Annotated in this window: 17 protein-coding genes and 1 tRNA gene; 11 read left to right on the top strand and 7 right to left on the bottom strand. The window is 61.0% G+C overall.

The features are described 5' to 3' along the window. The first annotated feature begins 65 nt into the window (after positions 1-65). Together AB4048_RS08585 and AB4048_RS08580 are read left to right on the top strand one after the other, a co-directional pair. On the top strand, positions 66-770 hold the full coding sequence (locus AB4048_RS08585; RefSeq protein ID WP_442201516.1) for an AAA family ATPase: 705 nt from the start codon (positions 66-68) through the stop codon (positions 768-770). A 142-nt stretch (positions 771-912) separates the two neighbouring features. After that, entirely contained in the window at positions 913-2148 is a 1236-nt protein-coding gene (locus AB4048_RS08580; RefSeq protein ID WP_442201515.1) for a glycosyltransferase, read from the top strand. A gap of 111 nt (positions 2149-2259) precedes the next feature. On the opposite strand, the gene AB4048_RS08575 is transcribed toward AB4048_RS08580, so the two are convergent. Continuing rightward, on the bottom strand, positions 2260-3681 hold the full coding sequence (locus tag AB4048_RS08575) for a L,D-transpeptidase family protein (protein WP_442201514.1): 1422 nt from the start codon (positions 3679-3681) through the stop codon (positions 2260-2262). 248 nt (positions 3682-3929) lie between these two features. Here AB4048_RS08575 and AB4048_RS08570 point away from each other — a divergent pair, with 248 nt between their 5' ends. The 4 genes from AB4048_RS08570 to AB4048_RS08555 all read left to right on the top strand — a co-directional run bounded on the left by AB4048_RS08570 (position 3930) and on the right by AB4048_RS08555 (position 9238). After that, positions 3930-4769, top strand: coding sequence for a DUF4432 family protein (locus tag AB4048_RS08570; protein ID WP_442201513.1), 840 nt, complete (start codon positions 3930-3932; stop codon positions 4767-4769). A gap of 112 nt (positions 4770-4881) precedes the next feature. After that, the gene (locus AB4048_RS08565; protein ID WP_442201512.1) at positions 4882-5220 is read left to right on the top strand and encodes a TIGR01244 family sulfur transferase; all 339 of its coding nucleotides are present in this window, start codon (positions 4882-4884) and stop codon (positions 5218-5220) included. Between the two features lie 89 nt (positions 5221-5309). After that, positions 5310-5654 carry a RidA family protein gene (locus tag AB4048_RS08560; RefSeq protein ID WP_442201511.1) on the top strand — a complete coding sequence of 115 codons (345 nt, stop codon included), beginning with the start codon at positions 5310-5312 and terminating at the stop codon, positions 5652-5654. Between the two features lie 176 nt (positions 5655-5830). Then, a complete protein-coding gene (locus AB4048_RS08555) occupies positions 5831-9238 on the top strand; it encodes a class I SAM-dependent DNA methyltransferase (RefSeq protein ID WP_442201510.1) in 3408 nt (1135 codons plus the stop codon). Between the two features lie 109 nt (positions 9239-9347). On the opposite strand, the gene AB4048_RS08550 is transcribed toward AB4048_RS08555, so the two are convergent. Genes AB4048_RS08550 through AB4048_RS08535 form a run of 4 tightly spaced genes read right to left on the bottom strand, consistent with a single transcriptional unit; the run spans position 9348 to position 14135 of the window. Next, a complete protein-coding gene (locus tag AB4048_RS08550) occupies positions 9348-11000 on the bottom strand; it encodes a thiamine pyrophosphate-binding protein (protein ID WP_442201509.1) in 1653 nt (550 codons plus the stop codon). A 3-nt stretch (positions 11001-11003) separates the two neighbouring features. After that, positions 11004-12200, bottom strand: coding sequence for a CaiB/BaiF CoA transferase family protein (locus AB4048_RS08545; RefSeq protein WP_442201508.1), 1197 nt, complete (start codon positions 12198-12200; stop codon positions 11004-11006). 20 nt (positions 12201-12220) lie between these two features. Continuing rightward, positions 12221-13183, bottom strand: coding sequence for a DMT family transporter (locus AB4048_RS08540; protein ID WP_442201507.1), 963 nt, complete (start codon positions 13181-13183; stop codon positions 12221-12223). 19 nt (positions 13184-13202) lie between these two features. Continuing rightward, positions 13203-14135 (bottom strand): alpha/beta hydrolase, encoded by a 933-nt coding sequence (locus AB4048_RS08535; protein WP_442201506.1) that lies wholly within the window; start codon positions 14133-14135, stop codon positions 13203-13205. Between the two features lie 172 nt (positions 14136-14307). Here AB4048_RS08535 and AB4048_RS08530 point away from each other — a divergent pair, with 172 nt between their 5' ends. The 4 genes from AB4048_RS08530 (at position 14308) to metF (ending at position 18976) form a co-directional block, all read left to right on the top strand. Further along, positions 14308-15054 (top strand): ribonuclease T2 family protein, encoded by a 747-nt coding sequence (locus AB4048_RS08530; protein WP_442201505.1) that lies wholly within the window; start codon positions 14308-14310, stop codon positions 15052-15054. A 133-nt stretch (positions 15055-15187) separates the two neighbouring features. Continuing rightward, positions 15188-16837, top strand: coding sequence for an energy-dependent translational throttle protein EttA (gene ettA / locus AB4048_RS08525; protein WP_442201504.1), 1650 nt, complete (start codon positions 15188-15190; stop codon positions 16835-16837). A gap of 209 nt (positions 16838-17046) precedes the next feature. Beyond that, positions 17047-18072, top strand: coding sequence for an ArsR/SmtB family transcription factor (locus tag AB4048_RS08520; protein WP_442201503.1), 1026 nt, complete (start codon positions 17047-17049; stop codon positions 18070-18072). Between the two features lies 1 nt (position 18073). Beyond that, positions 18074-18976, top strand: a complete 903-nt coding sequence (gene metF / locus AB4048_RS08515) for a methylenetetrahydrofolate reductase [NAD(P)H] (RefSeq protein WP_442201502.1) — start codon at positions 18074-18076, stop codon at positions 18974-18976. A 492-nt stretch (positions 18977-19468) separates the two neighbouring features. Here the strand turns inward: metF and AB4048_RS08510 are convergent, their stop codons facing one another. Then, the gene (locus AB4048_RS08510) at positions 19469-20377 is read right to left on the bottom strand and encodes a DMT family transporter (protein WP_442201501.1); all 909 of its coding nucleotides are present in this window, start codon (positions 20375-20377) and stop codon (positions 19469-19471) included. A gap of 133 nt (positions 20378-20510) precedes the next feature. On the opposite strand from AB4048_RS08510, the gene AB4048_RS08505 reads away from it, so the two are divergent. After that, a tRNA-Ala gene (locus tag AB4048_RS08505) sits at positions 20511-20586 on the top strand. Positions 20587-20640: 54 nt separating this feature from the next. Here AB4048_RS08505 and AB4048_RS08500 read toward each other — a convergent pair. Then, entirely contained in the window at positions 20641-21852 is a 1212-nt protein-coding gene (locus tag AB4048_RS08500) for a lytic murein transglycosylase (protein WP_442201500.1), read from the bottom strand. Positions 21853-21882 lie beyond the last annotated feature (30 nt).

Below are 21882 nucleotides of genomic sequence, written 5' to 3'. Positions count from 1 at the left end.
AACCGCCCATCTCAACGGCGCGGTTTGAGAGCGACTTTAGCTCGGACCTTTCAAGGATCTTGGCCATGGCAGTCATCACTTTTGCAAACACCAAAGGCGGGGCCGGCAAGACGACCGCCGTACTTCTCCTTGCGACCGAACTGGCGCGCAAGGGATACCGGGTGACCATTGTAGATGCCGATCCGCAAAACTGGATCACACGCTGGTACGAGATTTCGGGCAAGGTCGAGAACATATCCGTCATCAACTTTGTGACGACCGCCTCGTTGCCGCTGCATATCAGCGAAAACAAGCACAATACCGACTATTTCATTGTCGATCTTCCTGGCGCCCGCAATCCATTGCTGGCAACCGCGGTCGGTCTTTCCGACCACGTGCTGATCCCGATCCAGGGCTGTGCCATGGACGCGCGCGGCGGCGCGCAGGTTCTGGAACTTCTGCAATGTCTTGAGGAAAAGGCCGGCATCCGGATCCCCCATTCGGTCGTTCTCACCCGCGTCAACTCGCTGGTGACGACGCGTGCGCTGCAATTGGTCAAGTCATTGCTCGAGGAGCGCCAGGTGCGGGTTCTTGACACGGCGATCGTCGAGCGCTCTGCCTACCGCGATATCTTCGACTGCGGCGGTACGCTGCATGGCATGGACCCCAATCGCGTCAGCAACCTCGACAAGGCGCGGGAAAATGCCGGGGACCTTGCATACGAGGTAATGTTGCGGGTTCCGGTGAGCCTGCCGGCAGCGGCACGTGCGGGCCTCGCCGACGCGGCTTAGGCCTGATATCGCATCAGGCACATACAAACTTTGCTGATATCGTCGAGATCAACGGCTGAAAACCGGGTCTGGACCGCAAGGCCGTTCCCCTCGGGCTAGTCTTGCATTAAAGGAGTGGTCGATTAAAAGTGAAAGAAATTATATGCAAATCCTATTTGTTCACGGCAATTTTCCTGGTCAATACGCACGTATCGTTAGCTACCTGAAAGACTTTAAACACATCGACATGCGTTCGGGCTCGCTCTCCACCAATCAGCGGCGGCCAATCATCGAACGAATCGACTACACGCCGCATCGCGAGGCACGGAAGGATATACATCCGGCGCTGCGCTTTACGGAAGGGTCAGTCATTAGAGGGCAGGCAGCGCTCACCGCTTTCCTTCCCTTGAAGAAAAGCGGCTGGAGCCCGGATATCATTCTCGCCCATTCCGGGCGTGGCGACGGTCTCTTCATGAAGGATCTTTGGCCGCAAGCGAAATACATGCCCTATTTCGAATGGTATTATCATAGCTATGGATCGGATGTTTCGTTTCTGAAGCATGATGCGCCGCAAAAGCGGGACACAGAGATCCAGATCCGCATGAAGAACACCGGCATGTTGCAGGACCTGGCCGCGATGGACTGGGGGCAATGCCCGACGGAATACCAGAAAAGTCAATTCCCCCCACATCTCAGCGATTGCATCTCCGTCCTGCACGACGGTGTCGACACGGATTATTTCTCGCCGGACGAGACCGCCCGTTTCTCCATAGGCGAGCACACCTTTCGCAAGGGAGATCCTCTCGTCACCTATATTGCGCGTGGCATGGAGCCGTATCGCGGCTTTCCGCAATTCATGGAGGCGGTAGCGATTCTCCAGAAGACTGACCCCGAAGTGCATGTCGTCATCTTCGGCGAGGACAGGGTTGCCTACGGTACTCCCCGTGACGATGGCAAGACTTACAAGGAGTGGGCGCTGGAGAACCTTACGCTGGATAGTAGCCGTATTCACTTTGCGGGGAACCAGCCGATACGCATGCTGCGTGACGCCCTGCGCGTTTCCGCCGCCCATGTTTATCTGACCGTACCTTTCGTCCTCTCCTGGTCGATGATGGAAGCCATGAGTGCCGGCGCCCTCCTTGTCGGCTCGGATACGCCACCGGTGCGGGAGATGATAACCGATGGAGAGAACGGCCTGCTTGTGCCATTCTTTGAGCCGGAAACGCTGGCCCAACGTCTCGCCGCCGTGCTGGCGGACCCGTCGAAGTACGCCCCGCTCAGGGAGCGAGCACGCAGCCTCATGCTGGAGCGTTACGACTTCAAGGATCTCAGCAAGCAGTATCTCAGCCTGATCGAGCGTGTCGCCACGGGCGAGATGTCGGTGGGTTTGAAGCGATAACGCATGAAACTTCCAGCGACAGCAATTCTTGTCGCGGACCACATCGGACAGCAATCATTACCGAGGCCGGCCAAGCCGGCTTCGGTCGAAGATCTACAATGATCTGCCGCTTCAGTCGACGAATTCGACGGTCACCCCGGGCTTCACCATCTTGGCAAGCTCCGTCGCGTCCCAGTTCGTCAGGCGCACGCAGCCGTGGCTCTGGGATTTGCCGATCCGCGACGGATCCGGCGTGCCGTGGATGCCGTAGGTGGGCTTCGAGAGTGCCATCCATACGGTGCCGACCGGGCCGTTCGGGCCGGGCGGGATATCGAGGATCCTGTCGTTGCCGCCCTGCTGGAAATTGATCTTCGGGTTGTAGGTATAGCCCGGATTAAAGGCGACGCGCTCGACCGTTACCGTGCCGGAAGGCGAGGGGGTGTCGTTGGAGCCGATGCTTGCCGGGTAGGCGGCGATCAAGCCGCCATTCGCATCATAGGCGAAGACCTGCTTGCGGCCCTTGTCGGCGACGATGCGCGCGACGCTGCCCGTCTTCGTCTGGCCGGGATTGATGACCTTGACGATCGTGCCGGGTACCGTGAAATCGGCACCGGGGTTGATCGACTTCAGATAGGCCTCGTCCATGTGGAAACGCTCGGCGAGCATTTCCGTCGTCGAGGTGTAGGCAAGCGAAGTGAGCGTGGCCTTCTGGGCGTAGTCTTCGGGGATTTCCGCGACATAGGGGCCGGCGGCATCGGCCGGAGTGATCGTGTAATTGATGATCGGCATTCCGCCCGAAAGCCTGAGCTGCTCCAGGATGGCATCGGTGTCGTTCGGGTCGAACGTCTGGCCGGTCATCTTCTGGTAGGCGTAAACCGCCTTGGTGACGTTGCCGCCCATGCGTCCGTCGATGGCGCCGGGCGAAACACCCTGACGGTCGAGGAACACCTGAAGTGCCGTGATCTCGTTCTTCGATTTGTTCTTGAGCGTGATGACCGGTTCGTCCGGCGTTGCGTTTTCGATCGCCGACGCATCCGGGTCGATGGATGCGAAGGAATCCCCACCGCCGCCGCCGTTGTTATCGGCATCGGCGGGCGGCATCGCCTGATTGTCGAAGGGAACGCGTACGACCGAGCCCGCGCGCGGAATAGCGCCGGTCACGGCGCCCTGGTCGCTATACCCATCATTGCCGTAGCCGCCGTATCCGTCACCCTCGGCCAATTGCGTATCGCCATAGCGGCGGCCGCCCTGATTGCCGTAGCCGTCATTGTTGGCGTCGCGCACCGGCGGGCGCGGATAGTAGTTCCTGGCTCGCATCTCGGTTGCGAGCACGGTGCCGTAGCGGTCGATGAGCACGCGGCGGCCGCGGCGATCGCGCGCCATCACGTAGTCGCCGTTATCGGGAACGCCTTCGAGAATTCGTCCGTCCGGCGTGACGAGCATCATGCCGCTATCGGCCGGACTAAAATACTGCGCCTCGGCAGCGGGCGCAGACACAATGAGTGCCGCAGCCAGAGCCGCCGGGAGAAAGCTCGCTTTCGAAAGTCCGTTCACGTCCGTATCGTCCTTGATCAGTTATGCCGCAGACACACACATGGAAATTTTGACGCCAGTGTGGAAGTATCGGTGATCATGCTGAATAAAGTATAAAAATCTGCGCTGTTTATTAGTGGTTTAACGGCCCCTTGCGCAAATGGTTTCTTCTGGCACGCCCGGCGCTCACACCGCTGCTTTCTCGATTGACGGTGGTTTGGCTGCATCCTAACCGTGGAGGTATCGTTTTTGGGGAGGATAGCTTGTCGATGATCGAATTTGCCGCGGCCACGGGGCCGAAACTGAAGCTCGATCCCGCATCGGTCCTGGATATCGGCGCCTGCATCGTGGAGGGCAACGATCTGGCGCCGGGCCGCGCCATACCCGACGACGGCGATCCGCGAATCGATCACTCGCTCGAAGGCTTCCTCTTCACATGCGGACCGGATCACATCCGCCATCGCCAACCGATGACCGGGGCGTTCGCGGGAAAATCCTATCCGCTGCATGGCTCGTTTTCGTCACATCCGGCAAACGTGCTTTGGACACGGTTCGAAGACGGCAACGCCGCGTGCCGCGCCGACGTTGACGTCGTCACCGCGGAGGGGCGGACGGCGCGACTGGAGCGGCTGTGGCGGATCGACGGGACAACGGGCGAGGTGCATCTCTCGGACCGCGTGGTCAATACCAGCGCCGAGACGATGCCGGTGTTTCTGATGTATCACATGAATGTCGGCGGCAAATGGTTCGATCCCGGCGTCCGGCTCGAAGGCGAGATGCTCGAGGGCAGCGGTTTTCCCTGGACGTTCGGCGAAGAGCTCGGCGGCATCTTCTGCGTGGCCGCGCCGGCGACGGAAGGCAAATCTGCCGAGGTCTCGCTTGGCCCGATCGCCGCGATCGGCGGCAGGACGCTGCGCGTGCGCTTCGATGCGCAAACGCTGCCCTTCCTGCAGGTCTGGCGCAACCAGAAGGCACCCGCCCACGTGCTCGGGATCGAGCCTGTCTCGCACCGCTGGGTGGGGCGCGTCGAGCTTGAGAAAGCCGGTGAGTTCAACATGGTCGAGCCCGGTGAAAGCCGCAGCTTTGCCCTGAGTTTTGCCTTTGTCTAGGCTGCGTCGAGCGGTTGACGCTCGCGGCCAGGCAGCGTAGATCAGAGGCCGCCTTTTCAGGACAAATCACGGGCTCTCAAAAGGCCCGGTCTTTATTAAAGAGGAATGAGCCATGGATATCCGCCAGATCGATGACGAATACTCGGTGTCCGGCCAGATCACCGTCGAGGATCTCGATCAGATCAAAGCGATGGGCTTTCAGTCGATCGTCTGCCATCGTCCGGACGGCGAGGCTCCCGACCAGACGCCCTTTTCCGTGATCGAAACGCGTGCGAGGGAGCTCGGCCTGGAACTCACGCATGTGCCGGTCGGTCCGATGGGCGTGACCGAGGAGGCCGTGCAGGGCATGGTCGACGCGCTCGATGAACTGCCGCGCCCGATGCTCGGCTATTGCCGCTCCGGCGCCCGCTCCACGGCGATCTATCAGAAGACGCAGCACATCCGCGCCTGAGGCTCGCCTACATCCATTCACCCGCGTTGAGGGCGCCGCCGCGGGCAGCGCCCGCGACCTTTCATCATCGAATGCTTCAGGAGAAGACCATGAGCATCAAGCGTATCGAAGTTGGCACACGCATGAGCGGCGCCGTTGTCCACGGCAACACCATTTACCTCTCGGGCCAGGTCGGCGAAGGCGAAAGCGTCACCGAACAGTGCAAGTTCGCACTCGCCGAAGTCGATCGCCTGCTCGCGGCTGCCGGCTCCAACAAGTCCAAGCTCCTGCAGACCTTGATCTACCTTGCCGACATGGGCGACTTCGCCGAAATGAACGCCGTCTGGGAAGCCTGGGTCGACCCAGCCAACACGCCCGCCCGCGCCACCAGCGAAGCCAAGCTCGCTGCGCCGAAGTACAAGGTCGAGTTCACGGTTGTTGCGGCGATCGACTGATCGAGCCCACGTAGCCGAATCGGAAGCCGGTGGGTTCGCCCGCCGGCTTTTTTGTTGGGTGGTGCTTCGAGACAAGAGAAATGGAGTTGAAATTATCTAAGCTTTAGATTGTAAATATCGCTTGATTTGCCGCCGATTCCATCAATAATACCCTCTCTGAGGGTTTATTTATATAGATGCAATCTAAAGCAAGTTTCTTTGTCAGCCGCTGGCAGGGGCAGGAAGGCGGGCAAGAAAGAGCGAACTACGCGCTTTTCCTGACTGAACTGTGCGACCTGTTAGGTCTTCCCCATGCTGACCCCGCCTCTGCCAGGACAGAGGGCAACGACTATGTTTTCGAGCGGAGTGTGAAAGAGGTGGCCCGCGATGGTTCCATCTCTTTCAAGCGTATTGATCTCTATAAGCGCGATTGCTTCATACTTGAAGCCAAGCAGAGTCGGCTCACAGGAGAAAAGAAGTTGGCGGATACGCCGACGCTCCCCGGACTCGAAATCGCTCCACGCGGCCGGCGCGCCGGTGCCAATCGCGCTTGGGACGTGCTGATGATGAATGCGCGTACACAGGCCGAGAATTATGTGCGGCTCCTACCGGCTTCCCATGAGCCGCCACCTTTCGTGCTGGTCTGCGACGTCGGCCATTGCATCGAAATTTATGCCAATTTCCGCCGTGACGGAAAGGCCTACGACCAGTTTCCCGACCGTCGCTCATTTCGTATCTATCTCGAAGATCTGCAACACCCGGAGGTTCGCGACCGACTTATCGCTATCTGGTCCGATCCACTTTCGCTCGATCCCTCCCGCCATGCCGCCAAGGTCACCCGCGAGATCGCGAGACGCATTGCCAAGGTCAGCCAAGCCTTGGAAAAGGAAGGGCATGCCACGGAAGAGGTGGCGATGTTCCTCATGCGCGTGCTCTTCACGATGTTTGCCGAGGACGTGGAGCTATTGCCGAAGGACAGTTTCAAGGATCTTCTCAAGCTTTGCGCCGAGAAGCCTAAAATTTTTCCCGGCATGATGGAAGATCTTTGGAAGGCAATGGACGAGGGCGGTTTTACCGCCACACTTCGTGAGAAGGTGAAGAAATTCAATGGCGAGTTCTTCAAGAACCGTCGTGCTTTGCCTCTAGCCAGAGAGGAGATCGGTGAACTGGCCGCGGCTGCCGCCTATGACTGGCGCGATGTGGAGCCGGCGATCTTTGGCACTTTCCTTGAGCAGGCATTGGACCCGGTCGATCGCCGCAAGCTCGGCGCCCACTACACGCCACGCGCCTATGTTGAGCGGCTGGTGATCGCGACTGTCATCGACCCCTTGCGTGCCGAATGGGACAGTGCACGCTCCACAGCGGACCGGCAAAAGAGCGAGGGCAGGGGTGACGCGGCTATCGCAACGGTGAAAGCTTTTCACGAGAAACTCTGTGACACCCGCGTGCTCGATCCGGCCTGCGGCACGGGCAACTTCCTCTATGTCTCGATGCAACTGATGAAACGGCTGGAAGGCGAGGTGCTGGAAGCACTTGCCGATCTCGGCGGTCAGGAGGCGTTGGCCCTTGAAAGCCACACTGTCGACCCGCACCAGTTCTTAGGGCTGGAACTCAATCCGCGCGCGGCGGCGATAGCTGAACTGGTGCTCTGGATCGGCCATCTGCAATGGCATTTCCGCAACCGCGGTATCGCTCCCTCCGAGCCGATCTTGAAAGCTTTCCACAACGTCGAGAACCGGGACGCCGTGCTACTTTGGGACGGTTATCCATGGCCGCAAGTTGTCGACGGCAAAGAGGCCTATCCCAATCCGCGCCGGCCGAGCTGGAAGGTGGCGGGTTACGAGGCGGACTACATCGTCGGCAACCCGCCCTTTGTCGGCAAAGGAGAGCCGATGCGCGCGGCTTTTGCAGAAGCGAAACTTAAAGCGCTGTGGAAGGCACATCCGCACATGAACGAGAGCGCTGATTTCGTCATGTACTGGTGGGATCGCGCCGCAGATATTTTGCTCAAGCCGAAGACGCGGCTAAAGCGTTTCGGTTTCGTTACTACCAACTCTATCAGCCAGATGTTCAATAGACGGGTAATGGAGACGCATCTCAATACCAAGAAGCCGCTCTCGGTCATCATGGCGATCGCCGACCATCCATGGACAAAGGTTACACGCGACAGTGCCGCCGTGCGTATCGCCATGACGGTGGCGGAAGTTGGAAAGAAGGACGGTTTGCTTTTTGACGTGATCGCGGAGGAGGGGGTCGAGACCGACAGTCCAGTGATCGTGTTCGAAGAACGGGGCGGCAGGATTAATTCGGATTTGACTGTAGGGGTTGATGTAACAACCGCAGTAGCTTTGAAGGCGAATTCGGGCCTTTCCAGCAATGGGGTTATGATAGCGGGCAACGGATTTCTAGTAACCGCCCAAGAAGCCGTCTTCTTGGGGCTTGGATCAGATGCTGGCCTCGGTCATCATATTCGCGATTATCGAAATGGACGGGATTTGACTTCGAGGCCGAGGAACCTGAAAGCTATAGACTTGTATGGTTTAGACTCGCAGGAGGTAAGGGAGAGATACCCGCGTGTCTATCAACATATTCTGAGTCGAGTGAAGCCCGAGCGGGATCGAAACGCCGAAAGGGCATTTCGGGAGCGGTGGTGGATCTTTGGTCGGCCCCGCACAGAGTTGAGGCCGGCGTTGGTTGGTCAATCCCGCTATACCGCGACTGTTGAAACAACGAAACACCGAGTTTTTCAATTTCTCGACGGCAGCATCCTTCCTGATCATATGCTCATTGCAATAGCTCTCGATGGCGGTGACTGCCTCGGCGTCCTATCTTCGCGCTTTCATGGCATTTGGGCTCTGCGCGCTGGTGGTTGGTTGGGCATCGGGAACGATCCTCGCTATTCAAAATCCCGCTGCTTCGACCCCTTCCCATTCCCTGCCGCCACCGACGAGCAAAAACAAAAGATCGGCGAGATCGCCGAGGAACTGGATGCACACCGCAAACGTGTCCTGGGGGATCACGCGCACCTCACCCTGACTGGGCTTTACAACGTGCTGGAGCGGCTGAAGGGCGGCGGACGGCCGGACGATCTCGACCCTAAGGGGCGACGCATCTTCGACGACGGGCTGGTGCTGATCGTGAAGGAACTACACGAGAAGCTGGATCAAGCCGTGGCCGAGGCCTATGGCTGGCCGGCTGATCTGCCGGAAGACGAGGTGCTTGGTCGCTTGGTGGCACTTAACAAAGAGCGGGCGGATGAGGAAAGGCGCGGCCTGGTCCGCTGGTTGCGTCCCGACTACCAGATCCCCCGCTTCGGATCGGAGAAGGAAAAGGCCGAGCAGCTCGAGGCCGATCTCGGCGAGGTGATGCCAATCGCCGCTGGGCCAAAACCGGGCTTTCCGTCCGACGATCGCGACCAGACGCCGGCCGTGCTGTATCAGCTTATGGCTGCCGATGCCGCGCTCGATGCTGCGACGATCGCGGCTCGCTTCAAGCAGGGGCAGAAGGCGCGGCGGTCCGTTGAAGCCGTGCTAGCGTCGCTTCATCGCATGGGGTTGATTTCCACCAACGACAACCGGACATTTTCCTTCCGCCGCGCAGCGTGAAGCATCGCCGCGCTCTGGATTGTGGATATAAGCCGAGGCATCTCAACTTGCCGCGGACAGAGAGGCCGGTGAGTTTTGCTCACCGGCTTTTTTGTGGCTTGCGCTCGGCCTACTTCCCCGCCGAAATCTGGCTGAGTGTTCGCGAGGGGGTGATTGCTTCCGGGTCGAGCACGACTTCGATGATTGAGGGCTTACCGCTCGCGCGTGCCCGTTCGAAGGCTGCGGCAAACTCTTCCGTTGCCTTCACCGTTTCACCGTGACCGCCGTAGGCGCGGGCGAAAGCCGCGAAATCCGGGTTCTTAAGCGCGGTCGCGCTGACGCGGCCGGGATAATCGCGCTCCTGATGCATGCGGATCGTGCCGTACATGCCGTTGTTGATCACGAGCGTGATGATCGGCAGATTGTATTGCACGGCGGTCGCAAATTCCTGGCCGTGCATCATGAAGCAGCCGTCGCCGGCAAAGCAGATGACCTCGCGATCCGGGAAAAGCTGCTTGGCTGCAACCGCGGCCGGCAGGCCGTAGCCCATGGAGCCGGAGGCGGGGGCTGCTTGCGTGGCGAAGCGGCGGAAGCGGTGGAAACGGTGCAGCCAGGTCGCGTAGTTGCCGGCGCCGTTGGTGAAAATGGTGTTCGGCGCCGTATTGGCTTCGATCCAGTCCATGATCCGCCCCATGTGGACGGCACCCGGGCTCGTTTCCGGCGTCGTCGACCAGGCACGGTAGGCCGCATGCATCTGCTCGGTGCGCGCTGCCCATTTCGGCGACGCGGGCGCTTCCAGTTCGGCAAGGGCGGCGACAAACTCGGTCGGGCTTGCGCAGATCGCAAGCTCCGGGCGGTAGACGCGACCGAGTTCGGAGGGATCTGGATAGACATGGACCAGCGTCTGCGAGGGGTAGGGGATGTCCATCAACGTATAGCCGGAGGAGGGCATCTCGCCCAGGCGGCCACCGATCAGGGTTAGCAGATCGGATTGCTTGATCTCCTTGGCGAGCGCCGGATTGATGCCGATGCCGACATCGCCGGCGTAGGAGGGATGCGTGTGGTCGAACAGCATCTGGCGGCGGAAGGAGCAGCCGACCGGGAGCTTGAAGCGCTCGGCGAAGGCGCTGATGCCGGTAACCGCCTGCTCGTCCCAGCGTGTGCCGCCGAGGATGACCATCGGTCGTTCGGCGCCGGCAAGCCTGCGGCCGAGCTCGGCGATCTGGCTCCTGCCCGGATGGCTCTCGACGGGGGTATAGGGCCTTGCGGCCGGTGCATCCACCTCGTCGCGCAACATGTCTTCCGGCAGCGTCAAGACGACCGGGCCGGGGCGGCCGGAGGTAGCGACGGCGAAGGCGCGGCTGACGAACTCCGGAATACGGGACGCATCGTCGATCTCGCCGACCCATTTGGCGAATTCTGTGAAGGCACGCCGGAATTCCACTTCCTGGAACGCCTCGCGCTCGCGGGCGTCGCGCTGGACCTGGCCGATGAACAGGATCATCGGAATGGAATCCTGGCGCGCGATGTGCAAGCCGGCCGACGCATTGGTGGCGCCAGGACCACGGGTGACCATGCAGATGCCGGGTTCGCCGGTGAGCCGGCCCCAGGCATCCGCCATCATCGCGGCACCTCCCTCCTGACGGCAGACAAGCACGTCGATGTCGGTGTCGTGCAACGCGTCGAGCACGGCGAGAAAGCTCTCGCCGGGAACGCAGGAAATTCGCTTCACCCCGTTGGCCTTCAGGGCCTCGACGATCAGCTCTCCTCCACTTCTTTTCATTCTCTAAGCCTTCCTCTCCAGGTCATTCAATTCGGCAAGCACCTCCTCCTGGTGCTCGCCCAGACGCGGGCTTGGCCGCGTATAGCGCAAGGGTGTTTCCGAAAGCACGATCGGCGTGCGGACGCTCGGGATGCTGGTCCCGGCCGCGTCTTCCAGCTCGATCCTGAGGCCGCGCGCCGCGATCTGCGGATCGGCGAACATTTCTTCGATCGTGTTGATCGCGCCGGCAGGGACCGCGTTTTGCTCGCAGGCGCGCAAAAGCTCGTCCTTGCTCCACTTCAGGGTCTCGGTGGAGACGAAGCGACGAACCTCGTCGCGATGGGCGATACGGGCCTTGTTGGTCGAAAAGCGCTCGTCGCCGGCCCGTTCCTCGATGCCGAGTATGGTGCAGAGGCGGCGGAACTGGCCGTCGTTTCCAACGGCGAGAATGAGATAGCCGTCCGATGCCGGCACCACCTCGTAGGGGGAGATGTTGGGGTGCGCGTTGCCGAGCCGCTGCGGCGCCTTGCCTGAGATCAGGTAATTCATGTTCTGGTTCGCGAGCACGGCGGACTGGACGTCGAACAACGCCATGTCGACAAGCTGGCCTTGGCCGGTCTTCAGCGCATGGATCAACGCCGCCTCGATGGCCGATACCGCATAGATGCCGGTGAAGACGTCGGCGATCGCGACGCCTGCCTTCATCGGCTGGCCGTCCGGCTCGCCGGTGATCGACATGAAGCCCGACATGCCCTGCACGATATAATCGTAGCCAGCGAGCTCCGCGTAGGGGCCGGTCTGGCCGAAGCCGGTGATCGAGCAATAGACGAGCTTCGGATTGATCTTCTTCAGGCTTTCGTAGTCGAGCCCGTATTTGGCAAGGCCGCCAAGCTTGAAGTTCTCGATCAGCACGTCGGCCGTCATCACCAGCCGGCGGACGAGGTCCTGGCCTTCCGCTGTCTTGAGGTCAGCGGTGATCGAGCGTTTGCCGCGGTTGGTGGAATGATAATAGGCGGCGGACAGGTTTTCTCCGTCCTTGCCCTCGACGAAGGGCGGGCCCCATTGGCGCGTGTCGTCGCCGCCGTCGGGGTTCTCCACCTTGATGACGTCGGCGCCAAGATCGGCAAGCAGTTGCCCTGCCCAGGGGCCCGCGAGCACGCGGGCAAGCTCGATGACGCGTATGCCGGAAAGGGGAGGTTTCTTCTCAGTCACGTTTGTCATGTCGGTCCTGGTGGTCAACTTCAAGGCGCGCGCGTCGCCTCAGATGTATCGGATACGGGTTTGGAAGCAAAGCGTCGCTCGCGCCAGATAATATAAAGACCCGAAGCGATGATGATCAGGATGCCGACCCACTTCATGAGATTTGGGAAATCGTCGAAGATCAGCCAGCCGAAGATCGTCGCCGAGACGATCTCGAAATACTGGATCGGTGCCAGCGTCGAGGCGGGGGCGGAACGATAGGCATAGACGCTGAGGATGCCGGCGAGTGCCGCGGTGGCGCCAACGCCGAGGAGGTAAAGGCCTGCGCGCAGGCTCGGCACGACGCTATCGAAGATCGGCGAGCCGCTGCCGTGTCCGAGCCAGAGCAGGATGCCGCTGAAGAGCATGCCCCAAATGGCGGTCTGAAACTGCATGGCCCAGGCATCTTCGCGATGGGAAACCACCCGTGTCAGAAGCGCGTAGACTGCAATGCAGAAGGCGGTGACGACAGGCAGCAGGGCGATCAACCCGACTTCCTGGAAACTCGGCTGAATAATCAGCATCGCCCCGAAGAAACCGACGGCGCAGGCGGTGTAGCGGCGCCAGCCGATGGTTTCCTTCAGGAAGACGCTGCTCAGGATGGTCAGGATGATCGGTTCGACGAAAAAGATGGCGATTGCATCCGCCACTTCCATGACCTGAAGCGTCGTGACGAAGCAGATCATGGAGAGCATCAGCGTGCCGCCGCGCATGGCATGAAGCGCTGCGTGCTCAAATGTCCAGACGCCCCAGTTGCGCCTCACGAGCATGACGGGAAGCGTAAAGACGAGTTGAAGGAGAAAGCGCACGGCGGTGACCTCGACGGGCGGTACCGTGACGGCGGCGAGCTTCGAGAAGATGTCGATGATCGGAGATATCAGTACGGCCACGAACATCGTCAGCAGTCCGATCGTCAGCTCCGAAGCACGCAGGCGGGGCGATGGGATGCCGTTCTGGGCCGTCATTCACGTCATTCCTCGGCAATCAGCATCGCTTGGCGACCCGATCGCACCAATTCGCAAATTCGTCGATAGCGGCGTCGGCGCCCAGCTCGTTCAGGGTTTCGTGCCGCATGCTCTGATATATCTGAAGAGTGATATGGGAAAAGCCGGCCCGTTTCAAACGCTTTGCCAGCCATTCGACCGCTTTTCCGTTTGCCGTCGCCGGATCATGGCCGCCGCCGACGAGATGGATCGGCAGGCCGCGCGGCAGCCTGTCCAGATATCTCTGCTGGGTCGCGCGGAACGTCAGCGCAAAGACGTCGAGCCACAGCGACACCGAGGCGTCGAAGCCGCAGAGCGGGTCCGCCACATATTTGTCGACCTCTGCCGGATCGCGGGAGAGCCAGTCGAAGTCGGTACGGCGATCTGCAACCGATCGGCCCCAGGCGCCGAAGGTGAGTTTCGGCAGAATAGCGCTCGGCACATCGGAGCCCTTGAGCATCCGCTCAGTCCGAAGAATGACCTGTGCGAGCCGGCCGGCGAGCCCCGGATTGAAATTGGAATTCCAGACCGCGACGCCATCGAAGCTGCCGGGATGGCTGACCGCCGTGTTGAGGCCGATCAGTCCGCCCATCGAATGACCGAACAGAATGACGGGCAGGCCCGGATGATTGGCGGCCGCAACGGCGCGCATCGCCATCACGTCGTCGATCACGCGCTCGACGCCGTCGTGGCGCGAAAACCGCCCGAGCGGAGCATCGGCAGAGCGCGTCTCGCCATGGCCGCGGTGGTCATGGGCATAGACGTGGAAACCGCGTGCGGCCATGGCTTCGGCAAAGCGCTGATAGCGTCGCGCGTGTTCCGCAAGCCCATGACAGACGAGAAGGATCGCCCGCGCCTTACCTTCCGCCGGCAGGTGATGGTAGGCAAGCGACGCCCCGGTCGGGCTGTCGTGCCGCAGCATGTGGGCAAACATTGGCGATACGGTCCTCCTCAGTCCCGCGAACAAAGGCTATCTGCCGCGTGATTGCAACGCCAAGCGATCAAAGAACACGGAACAATTTGTGCTGATCTTTGCGATTAGGGGTTGCGTCAGTTGCTGCAACCTGCTTACTTGTTCCTCTATTGTTCTGGTTGGAGGGCTAACCATGGCGACATGGATGCGAGCGCTGGGCGCGGCGGTTGTTTGTCTGCTGGCGCTCGTTTCGGACGGCGCGGCACGTGATGCCGGCAGGGGCGCCACGCGCTTCATCCTCGCTGCCAGCTGGCAGCCGGCCTTCTGTGCTACAAACCGGCAGAAGAGCGAGTGCCGCGTTCAAACCCGCGACGGCTTTGACGCGAAGAATTTCTCGCTCCACGGTCTATGGCCGATGCGCGAGGACTATTGCGACGTGTCCGAGCAGCAACAGCGCGCCGATCGCGACGGCGACTGGAAGAGCCTGCCGGACGTGCAGCTTTCGCCGGAGACGAAGGCGGTGCTCGACAAGGCAATGCCTGGCACGCAATCCGGCCTTGAACGGCACGAATGGACCAAGCATGGCACCTGCACCAAAGTGTCCCCCGACGCCTATTTTCGTGCGGCGGTTGGCTTCATCGACCAGTTGAACGCTTCGGCCGTCAGGCAGCTGTTCGCAGACAACATCGGACGCAAAATCGATGCGGAGAGCATCAAGGCGGCGTTCGACGAAAGCTTTGGTCCGGGTGCCGGCGACCGCGTCAAGATGAGCTGCCGGCGGGTGGGCGACGAGCGCGTGATTTCGGAGCTGACAATCGGCCTTTCCGCCGATGCGCTCGATCAGGCCGCACCCGGCGCGCGGCTTGCCGACCTCATCCAGTCGGCGGGCCGGACGTCGTTCGGCTGCAATGAAGGTGTCGTCAGCGCAGTCGGACACTGAGGCTCCGTCATCTTCCTATTTCCCGATCGGACGCATAAATCCCGTGCAATGCCGGTTTCGGCGTTGCCCGATAGGCGTGTTTCGCCTACATAGCGGCACGAATTTCATTCTTCCGTCCGTGGAGCGCGCAGCAATGGCACGTCAATTCATTTACCATATGGCCGGCCTCAACAAGGCCTATGGCGCCAAGAAGATCTTGGAAAACATTCACCTTTCCTTCTATCCCGATGCGAAGATCGGTATTCTCGGCCCGAACGGCGCCGGTAAATCGACCGTGCTTCGGATCATGGCGGGATTGGACAAGGAATACACCGGCGAAGCGTGGCTCGCCGAAGGCGCCACCATCGGCTATCTCGCGCAGGAGCCGCAGCTCGACCCGGCAAAGACCGTACTCGAAAACGTCATGGAAGGGGTCGCCTCGAAGACCGCCATCCTCAATCGTTACAACGAGCTGATGATGAACTATTCCGACGAGACGGCGGATGAAGGGGCACGGCTCCAGGACATCATCGACGGCCAGAACCTCTGGGATCTCGAAAGCCAGGTGGAAATGGCCATGGATGCCCTGCGTTGCCCGCCGGCGGAATCCGATGTCACCAGCCTTTCGGGCGGCGAGCGCCGCCGCGTGGCGCTTTGCAAACTGCTGCTGTCGCAGCCGGATGTGCTGCTGCTCGACGAACCGACCAACCACCTCGACGCCGAAACCATCGCCTGGCTCGAAAAGCACCTGCGCGGATATCCGGGCGCCGTGCTGATGATCACCCACGACCGCTACTTCCTCGACAACGTCACGGGCTGGATTCTCGAGCTCGACCGCGGCCGCGGCATTCCGTACGAAGGCAACTATTCCGCCTACCTGCAGGCCAAGGCCAAGCGCATGCAGCAGGAGGGCCGCGAAGAGGCCTCTCGCCAGAAGGCGATTTCGCGCGAGCAGGAGTGGATCGCATCCAGCCCGAAGGCCCGTCAGGCAAAGTCGAAGGCCCGTATCAAGGCCTATGACGAGTTGGTTACGGCCGCCGAACAGCAGCGCCCGGGCGATGCGCAGATCATCATTCCGGTCAGCGAACGTCTCGGCCAGGTCGTCATCGAGATGGACGGCATCTCCAAGGGTTATGGCGATCGCCTGCTCATCGACGGGCTGTCGCTCAAGCTTCCTCCGGGCGGCATCGTCGGCGTGATCGGCCCGAACGGCGCCGGCAAGACCACGCTATTCCGCATGATCACCGGGCAGGAGACGCCTGACAGCGGCTCCATCCGCGTCGGCGATACGGTGCATCTTGGCTATGTCGACCAGAGCCGCGACGCGCTCGACGCCAACAAGACCGTATGGGAAGAGATTTCCGGCGGCGCCGAAATCATCAAGCTCGGCAAGTTCGACATGAACTCGCGGGCCTATTGCGGTGCGTTCAACTTCAAGGGGGGCGACCAGCAGCAGAAGGTCGGCAATCTCTCCGGCGGGCAGCGCAACCGTGTGCATCTGGCAAAGATGCTGAAGGCGGGCGGCAACGTTCTGCTGCTCGACGAACCGACCAACGATCTGGACACCGAAACGCTGGCCGCACTTGAAGACGCGCTCGAGAAATTCGCAGGCTGCGCCGTTATCATCAGCCACGACCGCATGTTCCTCGACCGTCTTGCGACCCACATCCTCGCCTTCGAAGGCGACAGCCATGTCGAATGGTTCGAAGGCAACTTCGAGGACTATGAGCAGGACAAGATCCGTCGCCTGGGCGCCGACAGTGTCAATCCCAGCCGCGTGACCTACAAGCGCCTGACGCGATAAGGCAATTCCGGCGAGTTAGAGCGTCTCCGTGTTTTGAAGAAAAACGGAGACGCTCCATCCAGCGACTTCCAGACCCCGGCTTCCGGGGTTTTCTTTTGCGTTTTCCCAAGGGCGACGTAAGCTTGTGATATCGCGACGGCGGTATTGCTCTTGCAAGAATGATGCAAATCACATAAAGATATCTTTATATCTTGATTGGGCTTGGCGTCATGGCGAATTTCGTGAAATTCGGACTGGATTCTCTGGTGGATGTGCTGAAGGCGGCGGGCGAACCGACGCGCCTTCGGTTGCTTGCGCTGCTCGCCGCCGGCGATCTCACGGTTACCGATCTGACTGAAATTCTCGGCCAGTCGCAGCCACGGATCTCGCGCCATCTGAAGCTGCTCGGCGAGGCGGCGCTGATCGATCGCTATCAGGAGGGCGCCTGGGCCTATTTTCGGCTGACCCAGCAGGGTGCCTCCGTCGAGCTTGCCAATACGCTCCTCAAATACGCGTCGGAAAACGATCCGGTGCTTCAGCGCGACGCCGAGCGGCTAGCCGCAGTGAAGCGCATCCGCTCCGAGCGCGCTCAGGACTATTTCAGCCGCAATGCCGCCGAATGGGACGAGCTGCGTCGGCTGCAGGTCGCCGACGAGCAGGTGGACGAGGCGCTGATCGAGCTCATCGGCGAAAAGCCCGTCGATGCCTTCCTCGATCTCGGCACCGGCACAGGCCGCATGCTGCAGCTTCTCTCCGGCCACTACCGGCGCGCCGTTGGCGTCGATGCCAGCCGCGACATGCTTGCGGTTGCCCGTGCCAATCTCGACAAGGCAAAGATCACTGCCGCCTCCGTCCGCCACGGCGACATCTTCAATCTGCCGCTCGACGCGCAGGATTTCGATCTCATCACCATCCATCAGGTGCTGCACTTTCTAGACCAGCCGGAGTTCGCGATCGCCGAAGCGGCGAAGCTCCTGAGGCCGGGCGGCCGGTTGGTGATCATCGATCTTGCGCCGCATAATCTCGAATACCTGCGCGACGAGCACGCCCATCTGCGCCTCGGTTTTTCGCACCAGATGGTGGCCGACTGGTTGACGAAGGCGGAGCTGGATGTGGAAACGGTTCAGGATCTCCGCGCTGGCGGGGAGGGAAACCCGGCGCTTACCGTCACCATCTGGCTCGCCCGCGATCCGCGGATGCTGATGGCCGCCGGAAACGACAGCGAAATTCCCGGCATTCTTGCGAAGAGGGCTTGATATGGCTTCGAAAGCGGAAAATGGCGGCCGCGATGTCCGCATCTCGTTCGAGTTCTTTCCTCCGAAGTCCGACGAGATGGAAGCGCAGCTCTGGGAGACAGTTGGTGAACTCGCGGACTGGAACCCACGTTTCGTCACCGTGACCTATGGCGCCGGCGGATCGACGAAGGAGCCGACGCTCTCAGCCGTCACCCGCATGATCTCCGAGACCGGTTTGAAGACGGCGGCACATCTGACCTGCGTCGACGCTTCCACGGACGATGTGCGGGCGGTGGTCGAGGAATATCGCGCCGCCGGCGTCAGACGCATCGTGGCGCTGAGGGGAGATCCCGCCGCCGGCATCGGCGCAGCCTATGTGCCGCATCCGACGGGTTTTTCAGATACGGCCGATCTGGTTCGCATGCTCATGGCCTATGGCGATTTTGACGTTTCTGTCTCGGCCTATCCGGAAAAGCATCCGGAAAGCCCGGATTTTAACGCCGACATCGACACGCTGAAGCGCAAGGCCGATGCGGGGGCCGCACGGGCGCTGACGCAATTCTTCTTCGATAACGACGTCTACGAGCGCTATCTAGAGCAGGCAAGAGCGGCAGGCATCGGCATTCCGATCGTGCCGGGGATCATGCCGATCCAGAACCTCACGCAACTCAAGCGGTTTGCCCGCCGCTGCGGCGCGTCCGTGCCGGCATTTCTGGACGATCGCTTCGCCGGCCTCGACGACAAGCCCGAAGAGCGGGCGGCGGTCGCAGCCGACGTGGCGGCCGAGCAGATCGAGGATCTGATGCGTCGCGGCCTCGACGAATTCCATCTTTACACAATGAACCGCGCGCCGCTTGTGAGCGCCGTGCTCGATCGTCTCGGCCTTCGGAACCGGTCGGATCGTCGCGCCGGAGCCGCGGCATAGTCCGACATTGCACCGGGCCGTTTCAAAAGCGGACAAGAAAAAAGCGCGTTCCCTCTCGGTACGCGCTTTTTCCGTCAACGGTCTTTGCTGTTAGCTTTCAGGAGTTTGCATTGCCGTCTTGATTGCCGGAGTGAGTGAATGTCGCTTTCAGATGAAGAGCATCGCCACTACGAACACGAACGCTGCACTGACCAAGAGGACGTTGAAGGATTGCGTCAGTCCCATGTCTGCCTCCTCAGTTAACCCTTAAAACTTATGTCAGAATTGCGAAGGGTGGAAGGCAGAATCGATGCTGCGTTGCGTCATCAAAACAAGGCTTCGGTCCAGTTATATTTTTAACCCATTGGTTTTATGCGATAAAATTATCCACAGGCGCGTTCACGTAATTTAATGAAGTGTTAAATATGGCTAGTTATGGTTAACCCACTTGGCCATTGTCGAGCGCGTTCGCGGCACGGCAGCATCGGATTTCACACACCAGTGGCGGTCCCTTCAAGCCGGCCGGAAGCGCTTGAAGGCGCGTCCGTCGAGAATGACGAGACCTGCGCCGATCAACGTCATTCCGGCAGCTTCGGTGATGCCGAGCGTCTCGTTAAGAAACACCGCGCCGAGAAGGATCGCGCTCGGCGGTACGAGCAGGGTGACGAGCGAGGCGTTGGTCGCGCCGGCAAGGGCCATGATGCGGAAGTAGAGAATATAGGCGAAGGCGGTGGAGAGGAGCGCGAGCGCCAGGATCGCCTCGATCGAGCCTACTGGCGGCATGGCAAGCTCCCAGGGCCGATCCACGACGAGCGCCACGGGTAGGATCAGCAGCGACGAGCACGTCAGCTGCGCCGCCGCGATCGACGGTGCCGGCATGCCCTTGAAGCGCTTTCCGTAGACCGCCGCGAAGCCATAGGATACGGCCGCCAGGATGGGCAGCAGCAGCGCCCATAGCGGGGCACCGTTTGCCGCCATGGTGCTCGGGCCGACGAGGACCATGGTGCCGAGAAGGCCGACGATGCAGCCGAGCAGCTTTGCGGGCGTCAGCCGCTCGTCGGTGGTCAGATAGTTGCCGACGATCACCGTGAAGATCGGCGTCGTGGCGTTCAGTACCGCTGCCAAACCGGCGCCGATCTCGGTTTCGCCAAGAAAGATCATCGTGTGCGGAAGGGCGTTGTTGATGAGGCCGAGCACGAGAAACTGCCGCCAACGGGTGCGCAGCATGTCGTAAAGCCCAAAACGTCCGGCGATATAGACGTGCAGTGCAAGCGCGGCGAGCGACAGGCGCAGGAACACGAGCGTCAGCGGCGGCACATCCTGCACGGCAATCCGCGCGAAGAAGAACGATCCTCCCCAGATCAGGCCGAGCGCAGCCAAAAGGCCCCAGGTCAGCGCGTTCATGGTGTTTTCGGACTTCATCGAATCTCTCTCCCTTTGATTTCGGGACAATCGCATGAGGGCGCGACAAGACCACCCGAAACCTGCCGACGTGAAGCGTAAACGCTGCACCAATCTTGCTGGGATTGATAATCTTGGATAAGAATTTAGCCAAGGGGCYGTAGCTCAGCTGGGAGAGCGCCGCAATCGCACTGCGGAGGTCGGCGGTTCGATCCCGCTCGGCTCCACCATTTAGTTATGAAACCCAGATGGAAAAAGGCGGCCGATTGGCCGCCTTTTGGTGTTTAGAGCTGGCTGAGCAGCGAGGGCGTGGCCCAGCCGTCGGCCGGCAGCCCGAGGCGCTGCTGTTCCTTCTGGATCGCGACGCGTGTGCCGGAGCCCAGGATACCGTCGACCTTGCCGACATCGTAGCCATGGGCCTGCAGCTTCGTCTGGAGCACCTTCATTTCGGCGTCGTTCAGTCCCTGTTCCGGCTGGCCCTTGAGATAGGTGGGTGCGCCGGAAAGCCGCGTGGCAAAGTAGGCGGCGGACGTCGTGTAGATGAACGACTTGTTCCACTCGAGATAGATGCCGAAATTGGGATAGGTGAGGAAGGCCGGTCCCATGCGGCCCTGCGGCAGGATGAGGTCGGCTTTCAGCGAGCCGAAGGACGTGTTCTCGTCGCGCGGCTTGACGCCGAGTGCGAACCAGTCGCCCGCCGTCATCGCGCCGCCGATGCCGGACTTTTCGTAAGGGAGGTTTTCAGGCAGCGTCACTTCCTGGACCCAGGGCTGGCCGCGCTCGAAGCCGAGATGCTTGATGAAGTTGGCCGTGGTCAGGATGACGTCGGGCGCGCTCTCCTTCAGGCGGACATGCCCGTCGCCGTCGCCGTCGACGCCGTAGGCGATGATATCCTTCGGCAGCATCTGCGTCTGGCCAATCTCACCGGCCCAGGCGCCTGTTGTGACTGACGGGTCGACGTCGCCGTGCTCGTCCATCTTGATGAGCGCGATCAGCTGCGGGCGGAAGAGCTCGGGCCGGCGGCAATCATGCGACAGCGTCACGAGCGCGTTGCGGGTGTTGAAGTCGCCTTGAACGGCGCCGAAATCGGTTTCCATCGCCCAGAAGGCGGTGATAACGCCCTGCGGCACGCCGTAGTCCTGCTCGGCTCTCGCGAAGGCGTCGGCATATTGCTTCATCTTCTGACGGCCGATATCGAGCCGCGCCTGGCTGACGGTGCGCTGCGAGAACTCGAGGAAGGTCTGTTTGAAGACGCCCTGCGCCCGGTCCCGCGACAGCACCTTCGGGTCGATCTGCGCGCCCGCGAGTACCTTGTCGGCGGCTTCGGCACTCGCACCGGCCGCGATCGCCTCGGCTTTGACGCCGGCCAGGAATTCGTTGAGATCGCCGCCGCAGGGCGCCTGAGGAGATGTCGCATCCTGCGCCGCCGCTACGCCCGTCAGGGCGGACGCGAAGAACAGCGCAAGTGCAGTGCGTCGGGCAGTGAAGCAATTCATAGAGCCAGCCTCTTTTGCGGAAAGTTATTG

Source organism: Rhizobium sp. RAF56, assembly GCF_052113965.1.
Taxonomy (GTDB): domain Bacteria; phylum Pseudomonadota; class Alphaproteobacteria; order Rhizobiales; family Rhizobiaceae; genus Rhizobium.
Note: the sequence above shows the minus strand (reverse complement) of the source record. Positions and strands in the feature narration are given on the sequence as shown.